This is a genomic window from Sagittula salina (assembly GCF_017813235.1).
Taxonomy (GTDB): domain Bacteria; phylum Pseudomonadota; class Alphaproteobacteria; order Rhodobacterales; family Rhodobacteraceae; genus Sagittula; species Sagittula salina.
In genome coordinates, this window is sequence record NZ_JAGISH010000005.1 from 211,752 (window position 1) to 230,239 (window position 18,488).

Below are 18,488 nucleotides of genomic sequence, written 5' to 3' on the forward strand. Positions count from 1 at the left end.
CGGCCCGGAAACCGGTTCCCGCCAGTCAGGCTGCGCGCGCATCGAAGACCCGGCAGGCGCGCCTTGTCAGCGCATCTCTTCCACCGGTGTCACGCCAAGAATACCAAGGCCTGCGGAAATCACAACTGCCGTGGCATGGGCAAGCGCGATTTTTGGCTGCGTCGCGGCCTCTGTGTCTTGCAGGAAACGCAGTTCGGGGTGCTCCTTCCCCGCATTCCACAGCCCGTGCAGCATGGCCGCCAGCTCGCTCAGGTAGGTGGCGATGCGGTGTGGTTCGTGCGTACGTGCGGCGATCTCCACCAGACGCGGCCATTCCGCCAGCTTGCCCACCAGCGACAATTCAGAGGCATGGACAACCCCGGACAGATCCACACCCGCCAGAGCGGCGTCGGAAATGTCGAACCCCGCCTCCCGCGCCTTCCGCATCGCGGACGAGATCCGCGCATGTGCGTATTGCACGTAGAACACCGGGTTTTCCTTCGACTGCTCGACCACCTTGTCGAAATCGAAGTCCAGCGCCGCATCGGATTTCCGCGTCAGCATGTGGAACCGCGCCACATCGGCCCCGACCTCGTCGACCAGATCGCGCAGCGTGATGAAGGTGCCCGCGCGCTTCGACATCTTGAAGGGCGCGCCGTTCTTGAACAGCTTCACCAGCTGGATCAGCTTGATGTCCAAGGGCACGCGGTCGTTCGACAGCGCCTTCACCACCGCCTTCAGCCGCTTCACGTAACCGCCGTGATCGGCGCCAAAGATGTTGATCAGCAGGTCGAACCCGCGCTGCACCTTGTCGTAGTGATACGCGATGTCGGGGGCGAAATAGGCCCAGGACCCGTCCGCCTTCATCACCGGGCGGTCTTCGTCATCGCCGAATTCGGTGGACTTGAAGAGCCACTGCTCGCGCTCCTCCCAGTCCTCGTCCGCCTTGCCCTTGGGCTTGGGCAGAATACCCCGATAGACCAGCCCCATGGCTTTCAGGCTGTCGATGGCGGCCTCGATCTTTCCCGTGCCATAGAGCGATTTCTCCGAAAAGAACACGTCCATGTGCACGTTTAGCGCCGCGAGGTCGTCGCGGATCAGGTCCATCATGGCGGCGATGGCGAACTCGCGCACCGGCTCCAGCCAGACGTCTTCCTCGGCCTCCAGCCAGATATCGCCGACCTTGGCCTTCAGCGCCTCGCCCACCGGCACGAGGTAATCGCCAGGATAGGACCCTTCGGGCCAGTCCACCGTCAGGTCGTGCGCCTCAAGGTAGCGGTTGAACACCGACCGTGCCAGAACGTCGACCTGCGCGCCGCCGTCGTTGATGTAATATTCGCGGGTTACATCGTAGCCCGCGTAGGCCAGCAGCGAAGCCATGGCATCGCCCACGATGGCGCCGCGCGCGTGGCCCACGTGCATCGGTCCCGTCGGGTTCGCGGACACGTATTCGACGTTTACCTTGGACCCCGTCCCCATGTCCGACCGCCCGTAGGCGGTGCCCGCCTTGAGGATGGCGCCCGGCACGCTCTGCCAGACCGACACCTCCAGCCGCAGGTTCAGGAATCCCGGACCGGCAACTTCGGCGCTCGCCACGCGACTGTCCGCCACCAGCTTTGCCGCCAGAGCCTCCGCGATGTCGCGCGGTTTCTTTCCCGCGGGCTTCGCCAGCACCATCGCGGCGTTGGTAGCCATGTCGCCGTGCAGCGGATCGCGCGGCGGCTCGGTGGTCACGGCATCCGTGTTCAGCCCCTCGGGCAGCACGCCCTCGCGGGTCAGCGCGGCAATGGCATCGAGGACAACGGCACGAATATCGGCAAAGAGGTTCATCGGTCAGACTCCTGAATTGCCGCCTCCTCTACCACGCCCGCGCGCGGATTCAACCGGCCTCGGGCCAGCCTCGGGCCAGTCGTGGGCCAGTCGTGGGCCAGCTTGGGGCTAACCTGGGACCGGCTACGATCTGCTCTGGCCTGTACTGGCTTTCACCTGTCCGCTCCGGTCAGCGCGTTCAGACCGGTGCCGCGCTCCCCTCGCCGGAAACCCTGGCCTTCGCCTCCTTGGCTTCCTTCGCCTCCTCGCCACCCTTGCGTTCCGGGCGGACCGCGCCGATCGACAGGATCTTCGCCCCCGGCTTGCCGTTCACCTCATCCTTCGGACCAAGGATGCGCAATCGCCCGCCCGGCGTCAGTTCCGCCAGCGCCACAGCGTCGCTCAACATGGCCCGCCAGTCCTTCAGCGTCCATTCTTCGGACAGTGTCGAAACCCGGAACTCCGCCTCGCCCGCGATCTGCGCGTTGGCTTCCATGAAGGTCTGCTCCAGCGCCAGCGCCCGCCCGCCCAGCGTCGCGGGCAGCGCGTGGCGCGTGGCCGTCTGCTTTACCCGCTTCAGCTGGTAGACGTTGTCGCGCCCGAACTCCGGCCCGAGGTCGGTGGCCACCAGAGTATTGTAGGCGTCGTTCCCGGAGGCGGCGATGATCTTCTCGAAGGCCATCAACTCCACGCGTTCCTCCGCCACTTCCGACAGGATATCGCCGGAAAACACCGGCACCCCGGCCTCGCGCGCCTGCCGCAGCCGCCCGTGGTTGGTATCCGCGATGATCACCGGCAGGCCCATCTTCTCGAACCCCTTGGCCAGCGCCACGGACCAGCCGGAGGCTCCCACGATCAGCACGCCGGGTTTCTCCCCGGCCGACAGACCCAGCGCGCGGGCAAAGGGCGTCAGGGTGAAACCGTGCAGCACCACCGTCGCCACCACCAGTACAAAGGCCAGCGGCGCGATCTTCTCGCCGTCGGAAATTCCCAGACCCGCCAGCCGCTCCCCGAACAGCCCCGCGACCGCCACCAGAACCACGCCGCGCGGGCCGGTCAGGGCGACCAGCAGGCGCTCTTTCATCGGCACGTTGGTAAAGGCCAGCGCGATCAGCACCGGCAATGGCCGCGCCACGGCGATCACCACCACGACAAAGGCCAACGCCCGCCAGTCCAGCACCATCAGGCGCTCGAACGACATGCCCGCCGCCAGCAGGATGAACACGCCCGACACCAGCAGCACCGTCGCATGTTCCTTGAACCGGTAAAGTTCGGTGAAACTCGGCAGGTTGGCATTGGCGATCCAAAGCCCCATCAAGGTCACGGCCAGCAGCCCGCTTTCGTGCAAAACAGAATCCGCCAAAGCGAATACTGCAAGCAAAACAACGAATAACACGGGAACCTTCATGTACTCTGGAACCCAGGCACGGGTAAAGGCCTTGGCCAACCCCCAGCCCGCCGCCAATCCCAGCACCGAGGCCGCCGTGATGCCCAGGACCAGCGTCCAGACCGCATGGCCCGCGCCGGTCGCCGTTTCCAGCACGACAACCACCTCGAAGGCCAGCACCGCCGCCAGCGCGCCCACGGGATCGTTCACGATGGCCTCCCATTGCAGCAGCGCCGCCGGGCGTCGCGCCAGCTTGGCCTGGCGCAGGAGCGGCGCGATCACGGTCGGGCCGGTGACGATCATGATGCCGCCGAACACCGCCGAGGACGGCCACGACAGCCCTGCCACGAAATGCAGCGCGCAGGCCGAAGCGAACCAGCCCAGCGGTGCGCCGATGACAACCAGCCGACGCACCCCGGCCGCCGCGTCCCGCAACGAATGCAGGTCGAGAGTCAGGCCACCTTCAAACAGGATGATCGCCACGGCGATGGCGATCATGGGCGACAGCATGTCGCCGAACTGCGCCGCCGGGTCCAGCAGACCCAGAACCGGCCCCACGATCAGGCCCGCCGCCAGCATCAGCACGATCGCGGGCAACCGCATCCGCCACGCCAGCCACTGCCCGCCCACGCCAAGCGCCCCCACGAGCGCAAAGGCCAGCACGGGGTCCAGTACCCCTGCCGTGGTTTCCGCTACCGCCATCTCCGCTCTCCATGCCGTTTCGCCTGACTTAAGGCGTTTGCGCGGAAGTGAAGCCGACGCGCGCGTTTTGCGCAATCCCGCCGGTTCACACTTCCGCCTCTTCGCGATCCTGTCCGTACCGCGACTGAGCCACCATTCGCTGCACCCCGACACAAATCCTTAAGGAAACACATCATCTTTGATGCGTAACCCATTGTTAAATCATCGCTGATACAAGCCGGCATCCTCCAGCCCCGCCAGAACGTCGCGCCCGGTCAGCCGCGCGTGCGCCTGCAGCGCGTAGCGATCCGTCATGCCCGCGATGTAATCCGCCACCAGCCGCGCCAGCGCGGCCTTGCCCTCGGCGCGGGCCACGTCACCCTGCCAGCGTTGCGGCAGAAGCGAGGGATCGTTCAGATAGATCGGAAACAGCTCTTCCAGCGCCTCCGTGACCCGCGCGCGCACCGCCATCACCTTCTCCGCTCGGTACATCCGCGTGAACAGGAACTGCCGGATCTCCTTGAGCCTGCCGAACATGTCGTCGGAAAAGCGGATCACCGGATAGCCCAGCTCCCGCACGTCCTGCGCCGTGGCCGCGCCGCTGTCGCGCAGGATTGCGCCGGAAGTCTCTAGCAGATCCGCCACCATGACGCCAAAGACCCGCCGGAGCGCCTCGTGCCGCCGCCGGTATGGGTCGGTATCGGGGTAAAGCCGGTCGACCTGCGCATAGGCCTCTCCGATGATCGGCAGGGGCGCGATCTCCCCTTCGGTGAAGAGGCCCGCACGAAGACCATCGTGCAAGTCATGGTTATTGTAGGCAATATCATCCGAAAGCGCTGCTGCCTGCGCTTCTGCGCTGGCATGGGTGTGCAACTCAAGGTCGTGAACCTTGTTGTATTCCGACAGCGCATAGGGAATCACGCCCGTCGTGGCGGTATCGTCCCCAAGTGGCGCCACGAGGGGGCCGTTATGCTTCGCGATGCCCTCCAGCGTGTCCCACGTCAGGTTCAGCCCGTCGAATTCCGCGTAATGCCGCTCCAGCGTGGTGACGATCCGCAGCGTCTGCGCGTTGTGATCAAAGCCGCCAAAAGGCGCCATCAGCGCGTCCAGCGCATCCTCCCCGGTGTGGCCAAAGGGCGTATGCCCAAGATCATGCGCCAGAGCCACCGCCTCCGCCAGATCGCCGTTCAGCCCCAGCGCGCCGGAAATCGTCCGCGCCACCTGCGCCACCTCGATGGAATGGGTCAGCCGGGTACGGTAGAAATCGCCCTCATGCTCCACAAAGACCTGCGTCTTGTGTTTCAGCCGCCGGAAGGCGCTGGAATGGATGATCCTGTCGCGGTCCCTCTGGTAGCAGGAGCGGTGCGCGCTCTCTTCCTCCGGATGGAGCCGTCCGCGCGACTGCTCCGGATCGCATGCATATGGCGCGCTCATTGCTCGCCCCCTCTGGATAAAATAGCCGTTTCGTCGCGCGTTCCATACCGGCGAAGCCTGAACAAAACAACCAAGCCACCGCCCCCCGCTTGCCGCGGCGCCCGCAATTTCCTAGATAAAGGGTCGGACAAGGAGAGCCACCATGAACCTGCCGCCCACCGTCACCCCCCGCGCCTTCGAACGCCTGTCCGAAATCGGCGCCAGCGAACAGGGCAAGGCCCTGCGCGTGGCCGTCGAGGGCGGCGGCTGCTCGGGCTTCCAGTACGACATCCGGCTCGACGATCCCGCCACCGACGATCTCGTTATTGCGGACGGGCCGGAAAAGGTCGTGGTCGACCCGGTCTCCCTGCCCTTCCTCGCGGGCGCCACCATCGACTTCGCCGACGAACTCATCGGCGCGCGCTTCACCATCGAGAACCCGAACGCCACCTCGTCTTGCGGCTGCGGCACCTCTTTTTCGATCTGAGCGCCGCTCCGGTAACTGCTCCCGAACGCCCCTTGACCCCTGCGGCGAAACGCGGTCTCCCTGACCGCGCGACAGACAGGAGACCCGCATGAAGATCGCCACCTTCAATATCAATGGCGTCAAGGCGCGCATCGAAACCCTCCTGTCCTGGCTCGACAGCGCCCAGCCCGATGTGGTCCTCTGCCAGGAGATCAAGTCGGTGGACGAGGCTTTCCCGAGCGAGCCCTTCGAGGATCGCGGCTACAGGGTCGAGACCCATGGCCAGAAGGGCTTCAACGGCGTCGCCATCCTCTCGAAACTGCCGCTGGAGGACGTGTCGCGCGGCCTGCCGGGTGATGACAGCGACGAACAGGCCCGCTGGATCGAGGCGACGGTGATCGGCGATCACACCGCCGTCCGCCTCTGCGGCCTCTACCTGCCCAATGGCAACCCCGCGCCTGGCCCGAAGTACGACTACAAACTCGCCTGGATGGAGCGCCTGCATACCCGCGCAAAGGCGCTGCTGGCGGAGGAAATGCCCGCGCTCATGGCGGGCGACTACAACGTGATTCCGCAGGCCGAGGACGCGGCCAACCCCAAAGCCTGGGAGGGCGACGCCCTCTACCTCCCGCAAACCCGGGCCGCCTTCCGCCGCGTCCTGAATGAAGGCTTCACCGAAGCCTTCCGCGCCTGCACCCAAGGCCCCGGTCACTACTCGTTCTGGGACTATCAGGCCAACAGCTGGGAGCGGAACAACGGCATCCGCATCGACCACTTCCTGCTGTCGCCTCAAGCGGCCGACCTGCTGCAGGACTGCTGGATCGAAAAGGACGTCCGCGCCATGACGAAACCCTCCGACCATGTCCCCGTCTGGATCGACCTCGCCGCCTGAGACGCCTGAAACAGAAACTGGAACACAGCCGCCCCGGATTCGCGCCCCTGCGTCTCCGGTCCGAAAATACCGCCATGGGCGCGAGGGACGGTGCCTCTCGCATGCCGCGCGAATCACGCATCCGCTTCTGCAGGCCAGCCACGGAACCATCAGCCGTCAAGCGGCGCCACAGGCCCTCCGCCACCTTGCACCCCGGCCTCCGGGGCATTAATTCTTACAAAAGCAGTCAAACACACCGACACAGGGACCACGCCCATGCCGATCCATGCCCAGGAACTCGAAGACCTCCTGCGCCAGTCCTTCCCAGATGCCACGATCTCCGTGGCGGGCGACGATGGCGTGCACATGTCCGCCATGGTCATCGACGAAAGCTTTCGCGGTCTCAACCGTGTCCAGCAACAACGCGCCGTCTATGCCGCGCTGAAGGGGAAGATGGACGGCTCCACCGCCGAACTTCACGCGTTGGCGCTGACCACCAAGGCGCCCGACTGACCCCGGGCTGACCCGAAGCAAACCGGGGCCCAGACAGGTCCGCACGGATCCGACCCTGACGACTGACGCGCCGAAGCCCCCGGCGCCCGACCCGACCGGCCCGCACCGCGCGCGCCCAAAGCCCAAAAGGGGCCCCGCCCCCGAACCCGGAGACTGACATGACCGACGCAAAGACCCGCATCGACGAAATCGTGAAATCCAACGACGTCGTGCTCTACATGAAGGGCACCAAGCAGATGCCGCAGTGCGGCTTTTCCCAGCGCGTCGCGGGCGTGCTGAATTACATGGGCGTCGACTACGCCGATGTGAACGTGCTGAGCGACGAGGAAATCCGCCAGGGGATCAAGGATTACTCCGAGTGGCCGACCATCCCGCAGCTGTACGTCAAAGGCGAATTCGTCGGCGGCTGCGACATCATTACCGAAATGACCCTGTCCGGCGAACTCGACCAGCTCTTCGACCAGAACGGCGTGTCCTACAACAAGGACGCCGCCGAAAAGATCCGCGAAGCCAACGGCTGACCCGATTTTCTCCCCCGACCAATCACCAAGGGCGGCCCCACCCCGGGCCGCCCTTTCCCCATCCCGCCAGGCGGATTACCTGCCCCAGACATCAGCGCGGCAAAAGACTGCTTCCCGGTCGCGGCACGCGAAGCGGAAGGCCGGTTGTGTTGAAGAAGTCGGTCGAAGGCGCTGATTTTGCCGCGCTTGGCTGAGCTCGGTAACATCGCCCGCGTGCGTGGTTATCCCTGCATGGTCGTCAGCCCCTCTCGGGACATCGCTGCGCGATGCCCTGCCGGACAGCGGACAACGGCCCGGAACCGACGTCGAATGCCATCCTGCGCTGGCAGGAAGACCGAAAGGTCGAGTGGCACTACATCGCTCCAGGAAAGCCCATGCAGAACGGCTTCGTCGAGAGCTTGAATGGACGCCTCCGTGACGAGTGCCTCAACGAACACCTCTTCGCCAACCTGCGCCACGCCCGGGCGTTGATTGCGGCCTGGCGTGACGATTACGAGCACCATCGCCCCCACACGAGCCTCGACGGGCTCACCCCTTGGGAGTGGCACCAACGGTCAGCAGAGGACCAGACCCTGAACAGGGCGAGCTGAAGAACGCGGACTCCAAGGGAAGCAGGTCAGCACGCTTCCGAAATCGGAGGTTCACGTTACTATGTGCGACGGGATTATGCGGAAGAAAGTTGCCACCTGCATGTGGTGGCGGGCGTCATGGTCGCCGACGCGATCGTCCGGAAACGGTCCCTTCTGCGCCTAGCCGTCACGCGACCGGCCACATGCGCCTCGTGCAGCGAACGCGGGAAGGTCCGCACTGCGGACGTCGTTCCGCTGGACGATGCTGCATGGTGCCATAAAAAGGCTGCTTCGGGGAAGTTGCGAGCAGGATCGGCCTTCCTGGTGAAGGTCCGTTGTGGACCGATTGCGCATCAACTTGCCATTTACGGCAGGGCGTCGGCACTGTTTCCAACCCACCACCGTTCGCGTGTCAAGGCGCTGTTGGCGCTCGCGTCCAATCCCGCATTGCCCCCTCAACAAGTAAAGGGGGCGCAAACACGCCCCCTTCAAGCCATTGATATTCAACGATTCCCTTTATGTCCCAGCGTGGGACATCACTCCGCCCGGGCGGCGCAGAATGCGGCCTCGAGCGGGTTCGAAGGCGGCACACCCGAACAGTTGATCTGGGGCCCCATCACCCGGTCCGGCAGCACCGTCGACAGGATCGGAACGTAGGTCACCAGGATCAGGAAGATGAAGAGTACGCCCAGGAACGGCAGGGCTGCCCGAACCACCCGCATCATTGGCATCCCCGCCACGCCCGAGGTCACGAAGAGATTCAGACCCACTGGCGGCGTGATCATCCCGATCTCCATATTGACCACCATGATGATACCGAGGTGGATCGGATCGATCCCCAGCTGCAGCGCAATCGGAAAGACCAGTGGCGCGACGATCACAAGCAGGCCCGACGGTTCCATGAACTGGCCGCCGATCAGCAGAATCACGTTGACGATCACGAGGAACATTACCGGCCCGAAGCCCGCGTCCAGCATCGCTGCCGCGATCTTCTGCGGCACCTGTTCGTCGGTCAGGACGTGCTTCAGGATCAGCGCGTTGGCGATGATGAACATCAGCGTCACCGTCAGTTTGCCTGCCTCCAGAAGCGTCATTTTCGTGTCGCGGTGGAAGAAGGACGTCACCAGCGCGACGGGCTTTTCCCAGAGCGCCAGATGATGCCCGTCCGCGCGGCGTAGCGGCCCCATGTCCCGGTAGACGAAGTTCGCGATCAGGAAGGCATAGATCGCAGCCACTGCGGCGGCCTCGGTGGGCGTGAAGACACCGCCGTATATGCCGCCGAGGATGATTGCGATCAGCCCCAACCCCCAGATCGCGTCACCGGCGGACTCAAATACCTCGCCCCAGCCCTTCCATTCGCCCTTGGGCAAGTCGCGGACACGGGCGATGATATAAATCGTCGTCATCAGCATCAGGCCGGCCATGAGGCCCGGAATGACGCCCGCCATGAACATCCGACCCACCGACACGTCCGTGGCGGAAGCATAGACCACCATCACGATGGACGGCGGGATCAGAATGCCCAGCGTGCCCGCGTTTGCGATGACCCCGGCTGCGAAGTCCTTGGAATAGCCCACCTGCCGCATGCCCGCGATCACGATGGAGCCGATCGCCACAACCGTGGCAGGCGAGGACCCCGACAACGCCGCGAACAACATGCAGGCAAAGACCCCCGCGATGGCCAGCCCGCCCGGCAAATGCCCGACGCAGGCAATGGCAAACCGGATAATCCGGGCCGCCACCCCCCCCGTCGACATGAAGCTCGACGCGAGGATGAAGAAGGGGATCGCCAGCAGCGTGTAATGCGAGGCCATGCCGCCATAGAAGGTCTGCGCCACGGAGGCCAGCGAGGTATCCGACAGCACCAGCAGGTAGATGATGGACGAAATCCCCAGCGACACTGCGATCGGCACCCCGACCAGCATCAGCCCGATGATCATCACGAATAGAAGTACGACGTCCATGCCTTCAGTCCCTGTTCAGATGCGCGACGTCTTCGACCGCGTCTTCGGCTTCGTGGGAGACGATCAGACTCTCGGACCGCCCTCTCCATACGCGAACGGTGGCCTGCACGAAGCGCACCAGCAGCAGCGCCGCCCCGAAGGGCAGGATGAAATACGGCAGGAAACGCGGGATCTTTTCGTAGTGCTCGCCGTCGTTCATCACCGGCTCCATGAAGCGCATCCAGTCCGGCATGGGCGTGTCGACCATCTCGTACCAGCCACGGTAGGACGTGCGCTTCATCTCCTCGAATCCGGTGGGAAACCAGCGGCCTGTTGTCTGCGGCAGATTGGCGAAGTTCGCCCAGTAGTCCCATGCGCCCTTCAGCAGCAGCGCGCCATAAACGATGCAGACTGCCCCCGCAAACAGCGCGCAGGCGCGCCGTGCGCCGGGCGACAGCAGGTTGGTCAATGCGTCGACGCCAAGGTTCGCGGTGGTCTTCACCGCGTAACTCACGCCGAACAAAACCAGCCATGCAAAGAGGAAGGAGGTGACCTCCAGGCCCCAGATCAGCCCCGTATTGAAGCCGTAACGCAGGATCACGTTGATGAATGTGATGATCGTCATCAGCCCGAGGATCAGGGCGATGAAGCTCTCTTCCAGCTCATTGACGAACTTGCCGAGCATGGAATCCGAGACGGTTTGAACGGTCATGTCCCCCTCCGGTGTGATGGAAAATTCCCCGTCTTTCCGTCACGCTCGGCTCTCCGGCCTTCAAGTTGACGAAAATACCCCGGGGGTGGTGCTTTCACAAAGCAATGGGGGGCGAAGCCCCCGAAAATCCAGCGGCGACACGCGCCGCCGCCGGAACCCCAGTCACGCAGGCATCAGTTCAGCGCGTTGAATTCCTGCGCTGCGTCGATGTTCTCCTGACCGACATCGTCGAGGAAGGTTTCCCAGACCGGCTTCATCGCGTCGACCCAGGCCTGACGCTGTTCCGCGCTAAGCTGGCGTACTTCGCCACCGGCGTCGATGATCGCCTGCTTGGCTTCCTCGTTGACCTTGAAGGACTCGGAGTTGCGCGCCTCGGTCACCTCGTTGATGATGGTCGAAAGCTGGTTGCGCACGTCCTCATCCAGACCTTCCCACCAGTCGACATTTGTCACCAGGAGGTAGTCGATCACGCCGTGGTTGGTCTCGGTGATGCCGTCCTGGACCTCAAAGAACTTCTGGCCGTAGATGTTCGACCAGGTGTTTTCCTGCCCATCCACCACGCCGGTCTGCAGCGCGCCATAGACTTCGGAAAAGGCCATCGGCTGCGGGCTTGCACCCAGCGATTCCATGTTCGCCTTGAGCACCTCGGAAGGCTGAACGCGGAACTTCAGGCCCTTGGCGTCATCGGGAGAAATCAGCGGCTTGTTGGCCGAGATCTGTGTCACGCCGTTATGCCAGAACGCGAGACCCAGCAGGCCGCGGCGCACCATGGATTCCTTCATCGCCTGCCCGGTTTCGGAGTTCTGGAAGGCATCGACGGCGTCGATGTTCTTGAACATGAAGGGCAGATCGAAGATGCGGAAACCCTTGGTGAACTGCTCGAACTTCGACAGCGAAGGCGCGGCCAGTTGCACATCGCCCTGGAGCATCGCTTCCAGCACCTTGTCATCATCATAAAGCGTGGAGTTCGGATAGACCTCCATGCAGGCCTTGCCGTTCATCTCTTCGTTGACGCGCTCGGCCAGAAGGGTTGCCGCGATGCCCTTCGGGTGGCGGTCGGTGTTGGTGACATGGCTGAACTTGATGACCATTTCACCTTCGTCGCACTGCGCCTGCGCGGTGGTGGCACCGGTCGCGACAATAGCTGCCGCAGCGGCGGTCATGAGAAGTTTCTTCATTGGTATCCTCCCGGGAAGTCATTCGTCCGCGGCGCCCCTCCTCAGGGCACCGGATGGCCGAAACTGTGCCGTGAGCGGAAAACAGCGCAAGGCTGTGGTTGCGGCATTTAGGATGACGGGATAGTTTCATGTGTTTACAACAAATTAGCATAGATTGACGGTAGGCGATCCGTGTCTTGCTTCCGGTTCTGTGCGGGATTTCGCACGTGTGCTTGCGGAAACAGTGCGGAAATCCGCACAATTCTCAGCCACGATTCGTCCGCTCCACCGAAGGCCTGCCGCCTCTGGTCCGCCTGAACGCCTCCGGCCTCAACCCGTATCGAGCGAGTTTGTCGTACATTGTCTTGCGGGGCAGTTTCAGTGCCTTGGCCGCTTCTGCCGCGCGCCCGTTATGCCGCCCGAGAGCCGCGGCAAGCAGGGACCGCTCCACCTGCGCCATTTGCTCCGACAGGCCAAGGTCGCGTGTTTGAGACAGCGCTTCGGGCATCCCGAGGACAAAGCGCATCGCGGCCGACATCAGCGACCGCGTGTTGCCTGGCCAGTCCTGCGCCATCAGCCCGGCAGCGTGCTCAGGTGTCACCTCGGGCGCCCTGATGCCCGCCTGCTCTGCCGCCTGTGCCACGTAGTGCCCGAACAGCTCGGGGATATCCTCCGGGCGCTGCGCCAGCGAAGGGATGCGTGCCTGACACACCTCCAGCCGGTAGAACAGATCGGCCGAAAGCCGGCCCGCCGCAACGGCCTGCCCCAGATCCTGCGTCGTGCCCGCGATCAGGCGCGCGCCACCGCGTTCCAGCGCATCCGAGAGTGCCACCTGCGTGTCCACCGGCAGCACGCCCACCTCATCGAGGAACAGCGCCCCGCCCTGTGCCATCGCCCATGCCTCGTCCAGCGCCTGCCGCGTCAGCCCGTCTGCGGCGCGCTTCACGAACGGCCCCTTGGACCCTGCGGAACACAGGTGTATCACCTCCGCGACCTTGGAAATCCCGCTGCCCGGTGGCCCCATCACCAGTGCCTCGGTACCTGCGCGCCCTGCCACGCGCACCTGCGCGCGAAGCCCCTCCGCCTGCTGCGAGCGGCCAAAGATCAGCCGTGCCGCCGGATCGCCCGCACGCGCCTGCGCCTCCATCATCGCTCTGAAGGCGCGGTTCTCCAGCACCATCCGCCGCGCCGTCAGCGCCCGTTCGAGCACCGCCGTCAGTTCCGCCTGGCCGCAGGGTTTTTCCAGAAACCCGAAGGCCCCTTGCGACATGGCCCGCACCGCCATTGGCACGTCACCCTCTCCGGTCAGCAGGATCACCGGCAGCTCCGCATCCCGGCGCCGCGCGTAATCCAGAAGATGGAACCCGTCGCGTCCCGGCATCCGGATATCCGAAACGATGACCCCCTCGAACTCCGGACCGATCAGGTCCTTCGCCTGCACAAAGGAACCCGCCGTCACCGGCTCGAAGGCGTGCAGTTCAAGCGTCTGCCCCAGCGCCTCGCGCACCGCCGCATCATCGTCCACCAGCAAAACCCGCCGCGTCATGTCAGCCTCTCGATCACGGTGCCAAGGCCCCTGCTTCCTCGTTTTTAAATCAGCGCTGCGGTGAGCCGACAGCAGAGGCCGAAGCCCCATACATTCATTAGGTGTCCCCCTGAGCCCCGTCGACGAGCAAAGACGCGTCCGGGCAAGGCCCGGCCCCAACCACAGCGTGGCCCTATAGACGACCGTCTCACGCCGCCACCTCTTCGGACCAGCGCTCCAGCTCTACTGCGAATTCCGCGCCGCCCGACACGTTCGCGCCCCGGATATTGCCGCCAAAGCTCTGCACCAGACCGTAGGAGATCGACAGCCCCAGTCCCATGCCCCCGCCCACCTCCTTGGTGGAATAGAACGGTTCAAAGACCTTTTCCGGATCGGAGATCCCCGGTCCGGTATCGCGCACCCGGACCACCACGCGCGCGCCCGCCTCGACCGTGATGGCGATGCGCTTCTCGGGGTGCTCCGCCATGGCGTCCGCCGCATTGTTGATCAGGTTGACGAAAACCTGCCCCAGCCGGACCTCTCCGCCGCGCACCGCGACCCCCGTCACGGTCGCGCAGTCCAGCGCCACGCCCTCCGCCGCCAGCCGGACCTCGGTCAGTTCCACCGCCTGCTCCAGCACCGCGCCCAGATCCACCCGCCCCATGGGTTCGCTCTCGCCATTTGCAAACGCGCGCAGGTTGCGGATGATACGCGCCGCCCGCGTGGCAAGTGCCGCGATCCGGGCGAGGTTTTCCCCAGCCCTGTCCGGCCGTCCGCGTTCGATAAAGGCGCCGCCATTCTCCGCGAATTGCCGGATCGCCATGAGCGGCTGGTTCAGTTCATGGCTGATCCCCGCTGACATTTGCCCCAGCGCTGACAGCTTTCCCGCCTGCACAAGATCCACCTGCGCCCGCCGCAGCGCGGCTTCCGCCTCCTCGCGCTCCATGACCTCTTGGCGCAGCGCGCCATTGGCTGCCTCCAGTTCCGCCGTGCGAGCCCGAACGCGCCCCTCCAGCGCCGCGTTGGCCGCCGTCAGGGCCCGCCGCCGCAGTGCCAGAACCCACAGCAATGCGCCAAAGCCCAGGCACAGGACTGCCACCACCATCGTCTGCAATCCTGCGATGCGCCGCGCCGGAGCCACGTCCACCAGCGCCCGCGCCGTCAGCCCGACCACCGGCAACGGCTGCTGCAGGTGCAGTGCGCGGGGCGGGACGTAGTCGCTCAAACGCTGCCGCCAAAGGTCATGTCCCGCCACCTCCCGACGCCTGACCTCCGCCGGCTGACCGTCCGCCATAGCCACACGCGCCGCATCCCAGCGCCAGAAAAGCATCTCTGAACGGTTCGTCACGATCACGTCGCCCGCCGCTCCGGTGAAGAAGACCGAAGGCCGCGACCCGCGCCATTCGCCTTCGATACCTTCAAGGTCGACCACCATGATCAGCACCCCCCGCACCCGGCCGTCAGGGCCAAAGGCGGGTGCCGCCTGCGCATAGCTGCGTTCGCCGCTCCCCGCGTCGACGTCATAACCCGAGCCAAGCGCGCCTTGCACCGCGCGCCCGAACCACGCGCGGGTAGTCAGTTCCGGCAGTGCGCCGGGCGTGGAGGACGCGAGGATGCGCCCCTTGCGATCGGAATAGACCGCCAAGGCCGCGCCGGTGCGGTCGGCGCTCGCCAACAGGAATGCTTCCGCCTCCGCCGGGTCGCCCCCCCTGTGCAGCGCCTGCAATACGGGATGGTCCACCAGCAGGACAGCGGTGGCCCGGTAGCGCAACAGCCCCGTCACCAGCCTGTCGGCAGCCAGCGCCAGATCCGCCTGTCCACGCGCTGCCACCTGCCCCAGCGCCTGCGCGTAGCCGTAGGACCACACGCCCCACGACAACACACAAACCGCGCCAAGGAACGCCAGTACCACCCAGAACCGCCGAAATTCGTCCACCATGGCAAGCAATCTACCGCCCCCTTGCCAACAAAGCCAAGCCGGTGTCACGTCCCCTCATGCTCAGTCTTTCGCAATCCCCCACCGGCCCCGACTTTTTCCAGCCCCCCTACCCGTTCTATGACTGCCTGCGCGCGGGCGGGGACATCGCTTTCCGGGAGGAGTACGGCATGCCCTGCGCCGTGTCACATCGCGCGGTCTGGGCTCTGCTGCGCGACCGCCGCCTCGGGCGCGAGCCTCTGCCGGAACCGGTGCAGGTTTCCCGGAACACCTCGCGCCGTTCTATGAGATCGAGACACATTCCCTGCTGGACCTCGAACCACCGCGGCACACCCGCCTGCGCGAGCCTGCACTTCGGCGTCGGCGCCCCTCTCGCCCGGCTGGAACTTGCGACAGCGCTTCCTGTCCTCTTTCAACGCCGGCCAGACTTCGCCCTCTCCGGGGCGCCGCGCCATGCCAACCTCTACCACTTCCATGGCCTGGACGCGCTGCGTGTGCACTACTGACATCCCGCCCACGCGGCGGTCGGGTGGCCAGCCCCCCGATCCCCCCGAGGTATTTCCGAACCAGTAAAGACAGGGGACACCACCCGCTTCTTTGGTTCGGAAATACCGCCGCCGGAGGCAACCGCGCGCGACAGCGCGCTTTTCCTGCGTGCCGAAGGCACACGATGTTACAATTCAAAGTGGCAGTGCCACGGTATTCTTGATCTCTTCCATGGAGAGAAGTGCCGTCACATTGTGCACTTTCACCTCCGAGATCAGCGCCTGATAGAAAGCATCATAGGCACGCGCGTTCTTCACGCGCACTTTCAAGATGTAGTCGATATCGCCCGCCAACCGGTGCGCCTCCAGCACCTCTGGGCGCTCGCGCAGCGCCTTGAGGAAGCGCCGCTGCCAGTCCGCCTCGTGCTCGGAGGTGCGGATCAGGACGAAAAAGCAGGCCTCGAACCCAAGCGCCTCGGCATCCAGCAGCACTGTCTGGGTGCCGATGATCCCGGCCTCCTTCATCTTGCGAATCCGGTTCCACACCGGAGTCTTCGATGAGCCCACGGCCTTTGCGATCTCGTCCAGCGACTGGCTGGCGTCGCGCTGCAATTCGCGCAGGATTTTCCGGTCCGTGGCGTCGATCTTCATCTTGCGTTCCTCATTTGGGCAAAGGAACGAACATTCCCCTACGTGGTCGCCCTAATTAGAACATTTGTCCTTGTTTCTGCAACCCCATGGCCGAGAACCGGGACAGCATTCTATATTCCGGTGAAGAAATGAGGTTCGTCATGCGTCACTTTCCGATCTTTCTCGCCCTGTCCGAGCGCATCGTCGCCGTCTCCGGCGGCGGCGACGCCGCCCTGGCCAAACTGCGCCTCCTGATGAAGACGGAGGCCGCGCTGCATGTCTACGCCACTGCCCCCGCTCCGGAGATCGAAGCCTGGGCGAACGAGGGCCGCCTCAGCCTGCATCGCCGACCGCTGGAGAGTACGGATCTGACGGGCGCCGCGCTGGTCTATGCCGCCGACGAGGACACCGTCCGAGATGCCCGCACGCAGACACTGGCCCATGAGGCGGGCGTGCTGCTGAACGTCGTCGACAACCTCGCGGACAGCCAGTTCATCACCCCTGCCATCGTCGACCGTGACCCGGTCACCGTCGCCATCGGCACCGAAGGCGCAGCCCCCGTGCTCGCCCGCGCGATCAAGGCGCACCTGGAGGAAACCCTCCCCGCCGCAACGGGCCCGCTCGCACGCATTGGACAGGCTTTCCGCAAGATGGCCGAGCATCTCCCGCATGGCCGTGCGCGGCGCGATTTCTGGTCGGCCTACTACTTCGACGCCGGCCCCCGTGCCCTGCCGCGCGGCAAGGCGGCGGTGGAACAGGCATTGGACGACCTGCTGGCCGAGCATCTCGACCGCCGCGAACGCCCCGGCTTCGTCTCCTTCGTGGGGTCCGGGCCCGGCGACCCGGATCTTCTGACGCTTAAGGCGCGCCGCTTGCTGGACCGCGCCGATGTTGTGCTTTACGACCGACTTGCGCCGCAGCCGATCCTGGAACTCGCCCGCCGCGAGGCGCTCATGATCGAGGTTGGAAAGACCGGGTTCGGCCCCTCTACCCCGCAGGAGTCGATCAACGCGCTGCTCGTCGAGCACGCGACAAAGGGCGCGCAGGTGGTGCGCCTGAAAGGCGGCGATCCCACGCTTTTCGCCCGCCTCGACGAGGAAATCGACGCGCTGACCGGGCATGAAATCGCCTATGAAATCGTGCCCGGCATCACCGCCGCCTCCGCCTCTGTCGCCGCCATCGGCCAGAGCCTCACGAAGCGCGGGCGCAACGCCTCGGTCCGCCTGCTCACCGCCCATGACACCGAAGGATTCGCAGATCACGACTGGCGCGCGCTGGCCGCTCCCGGCGAAGTCGCCGCCGTCTACATGGGCAAGCGTGCCGCGCGTTTCTTGCAGGGACGGCTCCTGATGCATGCAGCATCCCCCGACACGCCGGTGACGATTGTCGCCAATGCCGCGCGTCCGACACAAGCGGTGATTCCCGCGTCGCTGGCCACGCTGGCTGCCGCACTGGACGCGTGTCCCGACGGCCCTGCCCTGATCCTTTATGGGCTTGCCCCGCGCAACGCCCTGCCAACCATTCACCAGATCCGCCAGGAGGTCTCCTGATGCCCCGCGCCTTTACCCCCAAGGTCATCACCGCCAACGCGCTCATTTCCGGAGAGGTCGTATACCTCACTGCCGACGACCGGTGGTCGCCCCACCTGCCTCAGGCTGAACTGCTGACCGATGAGGCGCACGCCCAGTTGCGCCTCGTCGAGGCCAACGCGCGCCAGTCCGAGGTGGTCGGTGTCTACCTCGCCGACATGGCCTCCACCGATCACGGGCCAGAGCCCACCCATTTCCGCGAGGACTTCCGCCGCCGCGGTCCCTCCAACTACGATCACGGCAAGCAGGCCGTACTCTGAGGGGAGGCCCGAATTCTCACCGAAGATTCGCCCCCGCACGAA

16 protein-coding genes and 1 pseudogene are annotated in these 18,488 nt (G+C 65.0%); 8 read left to right on the forward strand and 9 right to left on the reverse strand.

Annotated features, from left to right (window positions below):
* Positions 1–66 precede the first annotated feature (66 nt).
* The 3 genes from argS to J5474_RS10815 all read right to left on the reverse strand — a co-directional run bounded on the left by argS (position 67) and on the right by J5474_RS10815 (position 5,290).
* Complete coding sequence (gene argS / locus J5474_RS10805) at positions 67–1,809, reverse strand: arginine--tRNA ligase (protein WP_209360916.1); 1,743 nt, start codon at positions 1,807–1,809, stop codon at positions 67–69.
* A 178-nt stretch (positions 1,810–1,987) separates the two neighbouring features.
* On the reverse strand, positions 1,988–3,877 hold the full coding sequence (locus J5474_RS10810) for a cation:proton antiporter (RefSeq protein ID WP_209360917.1): 1,890 nt from the start codon (positions 3,875–3,877) through the stop codon (positions 1,988–1,990).
* A gap of 201 nt (positions 3,878–4,078) precedes the next feature.
* Positions 4,079–5,290, reverse strand: a complete 1,212-nt coding sequence (locus J5474_RS10815) for a deoxyguanosinetriphosphate triphosphohydrolase (RefSeq protein ID WP_209360918.1) — start codon at positions 5,288–5,290, stop codon at positions 4,079–4,081.
* 142 nt (positions 5,291–5,432) lie between these two features.
* Here J5474_RS10815 and J5474_RS10820 point away from each other — a divergent pair, with 142 nt between their 5' ends.
* The 5 genes and pseudogenes from J5474_RS10820 to J5474_RS10840 form a co-directional block, all read left to right on the forward strand.
* Positions 5,433–5,756 (forward strand): HesB/IscA family protein, encoded by a 324-nt coding sequence (locus tag J5474_RS10820; RefSeq protein ID WP_209360919.1) that lies wholly within the window; start codon positions 5,433–5,435, stop codon positions 5,754–5,756.
* 88 nt (positions 5,757–5,844) lie between these two features.
* Positions 5,845–6,627 carry an exodeoxyribonuclease III gene (gene xth, locus J5474_RS10825; RefSeq protein WP_209360920.1) on the forward strand — a complete coding sequence of 261 codons (783 nt, stop codon included), beginning with the start codon at positions 5,845–5,847 and terminating at the stop codon, positions 6,625–6,627.
* A gap of 255 nt (positions 6,628–6,882) precedes the next feature.
* Entirely contained in the window at positions 6,883–7,119 is a 237-nt protein-coding gene (locus tag J5474_RS10830) for a BolA/IbaG family iron-sulfur metabolism protein (RefSeq protein ID WP_209360921.1), read from the forward strand.
* A 158-nt stretch (positions 7,120–7,277) separates the two neighbouring features.
* Positions 7,278–7,640, forward strand: coding sequence for a Grx4 family monothiol glutaredoxin (gene grxD, locus J5474_RS10835; RefSeq protein ID WP_209360922.1), 363 nt, complete (start codon positions 7,278–7,280; stop codon positions 7,638–7,640).
* Positions 7,641–7,921: 281 nt separating this feature from the next.
* Positions 7,922–8,230: pseudogene (locus J5474_RS10840) on the forward strand (integrase core domain-containing protein); the annotation flags it as partial.
* Positions 8,231–8,745: 515 nt separating this feature from the next.
* On the opposite strand, the gene J5474_RS10845 reads toward J5474_RS10840, so the two are convergent.
* The 5 genes from J5474_RS10845 to J5474_RS10865 form a co-directional block, all read right to left on the reverse strand.
* On the reverse strand, positions 8,746–10,173 hold the full coding sequence (locus J5474_RS10845) for a TRAP transporter large permease (RefSeq protein ID WP_209360923.1): 1,428 nt from the start codon (positions 10,171–10,173) through the stop codon (positions 8,746–8,748).
* Positions 10,174–10,177: 4 nt separating this feature from the next.
* A complete protein-coding gene (locus tag J5474_RS10850; RefSeq protein WP_209360924.1) occupies positions 10,178–10,864 on the reverse strand; it encodes a TRAP transporter small permease in 687 nt (228 codons plus the stop codon).
* Between the two features lie 173 nt (positions 10,865–11,037).
* Entirely contained in the window at positions 11,038–12,042 is a 1,005-nt protein-coding gene (locus J5474_RS10855) for a DctP family TRAP transporter solute-binding subunit (protein ID WP_209360925.1), read from the reverse strand.
* Between the two features lie 244 nt (positions 12,043–12,286).
* The gene (locus J5474_RS10860; RefSeq protein ID WP_209360926.1) at positions 12,287–13,567 is read right to left on the reverse strand and encodes a sigma-54-dependent transcriptional regulator; all 1,281 of its coding nucleotides are present in this window, start codon (positions 13,565–13,567) and stop codon (positions 12,287–12,289) included.
* A 187-nt stretch (positions 13,568–13,754) separates the two neighbouring features.
* On the reverse strand, positions 13,755–15,485 hold the full coding sequence (locus J5474_RS10865; RefSeq protein ID WP_209360927.1) for a sensor histidine kinase: 1,731 nt from the start codon (positions 15,483–15,485) through the stop codon (positions 13,755–13,757).
* Positions 15,486–15,526: 41 nt separating this feature from the next.
* Between J5474_RS10865 and J5474_RS23115 the strand changes: the two genes are divergently transcribed.
* Positions 15,527–15,988: a hypothetical protein gene (locus J5474_RS23115; protein ID WP_209360928.1), complete on the forward strand. Its 462-nt coding sequence runs from the start codon at positions 15,527–15,529 to the stop codon at positions 15,986–15,988.
* 174 nt (positions 15,989–16,162) lie between these two features.
* On the opposite strand, the gene J5474_RS10875 is transcribed toward J5474_RS23115, so the two are convergent.
* Positions 16,163–16,618, reverse strand: coding sequence for an Lrp/AsnC family transcriptional regulator (locus J5474_RS10875; RefSeq protein ID WP_209360929.1), 456 nt, complete (start codon positions 16,616–16,618; stop codon positions 16,163–16,165).
* A gap of 140 nt (positions 16,619–16,758) precedes the next feature.
* On the opposite strand from J5474_RS10875, the gene cysG reads away from it, so the two are divergent.
* Positions 16,759–18,147, forward strand: a complete 1,389-nt coding sequence (gene cysG / locus J5474_RS10880; protein ID WP_209360930.1) for a siroheme synthase CysG — start codon at positions 16,759–16,761, stop codon at positions 18,145–18,147.
* On the forward strand, positions 18,147–18,446 hold the full coding sequence (locus tag J5474_RS10885; protein WP_209360931.1) for a DUF2849 domain-containing protein: 300 nt from the start codon (positions 18,147–18,149) through the stop codon (positions 18,444–18,446). Before cysG ends, J5474_RS10885 begins: the two co-directional genes overlap by 1 nt.
* Positions 18,447–18,488: the final 42 nt, after the last annotated feature.

What these genes read in the sequence shown, in the direction of transcription:
- argS (WP_209360916.1), bottom strand. Translation starts at nt 1,809, where the DNA reads ATGAACCTCTTTGCCGATATTCGTGCCGTTGTCCTCGATGCCATTGCC.
- J5474_RS10845 (WP_209360923.1), bottom strand. Translation starts at nt 10,173, where the DNA reads ATGGACGTCGTACTTCTATTCGTGATGATCATCGGGCTGATGCTGGTC.
- J5474_RS10855 (WP_209360925.1), bottom strand. Translation starts at nt 12,042, where the DNA reads ATGAAGAAACTTCTCATGACCGCCGCTGCGGCAGCTATTGTCGCGACC.
- J5474_RS10885 (WP_209360931.1), top strand. Translation starts at nt 18,147, where the DNA reads ATGCCCCGCGCCTTTACCCCCAAGGTCATCACCGCCAACGCGCTCATT.
- J5474_RS10875 (WP_209360929.1), bottom strand. Translation starts at nt 16,618, where the DNA reads ATGAAGATCGACGCCACGGACCGGAAAATCCTGCGCGAATTGCAGCGC.
- J5474_RS10810 (WP_209360917.1), bottom strand. Translation starts at nt 3,877, where the DNA reads ATGGCGGTAGCGGAAACCACGGCAGGGGTACTGGACCCCGTGCTGGCC.
- J5474_RS10865 (WP_209360927.1), bottom strand. Translation starts at nt 15,485, where the DNA reads ATGGTGGACGAATTTCGGCGGTTCTGGGTGGTACTGGCGTTCCTTGGC.
- xth (WP_209360920.1), top strand. Translation starts at nt 5,845, where the DNA reads ATGAAGATCGCCACCTTCAATATCAATGGCGTCAAGGCGCGCATCGAA.
- J5474_RS10850 (WP_209360924.1), bottom strand. Translation starts at nt 10,864, where the DNA reads ATGACCGTTCAAACCGTCTCGGATTCCATGCTCGGCAAGTTCGTCAAT.
- J5474_RS10860 (WP_209360926.1), bottom strand. Translation starts at nt 13,567, where the DNA reads ATGACGCGGCGGGTTTTGCTGGTGGACGATGATGCGGCGGTGCGCGAG.
- J5474_RS10815 (WP_209360918.1), bottom strand. Translation starts at nt 5,290, where the DNA reads ATGAGCGCGCCATATGCATGCGATCCGGAGCAGTCGCGCGGACGGCTC.
- grxD (WP_209360922.1), top strand. Translation starts at nt 7,278, where the DNA reads ATGACCGACGCAAAGACCCGCATCGACGAAATCGTGAAATCCAACGAC.
- J5474_RS10820 (WP_209360919.1), top strand. Translation starts at nt 5,433, where the DNA reads ATGAACCTGCCGCCCACCGTCACCCCCCGCGCCTTCGAACGCCTGTCC.
- J5474_RS10830 (WP_209360921.1), top strand. Translation starts at nt 6,883, where the DNA reads ATGCCGATCCATGCCCAGGAACTCGAAGACCTCCTGCGCCAGTCCTTC.
- cysG (WP_209360930.1), top strand. Translation starts at nt 16,759, where the DNA reads ATGCGTCACTTTCCGATCTTTCTCGCCCTGTCCGAGCGCATCGTCGCC.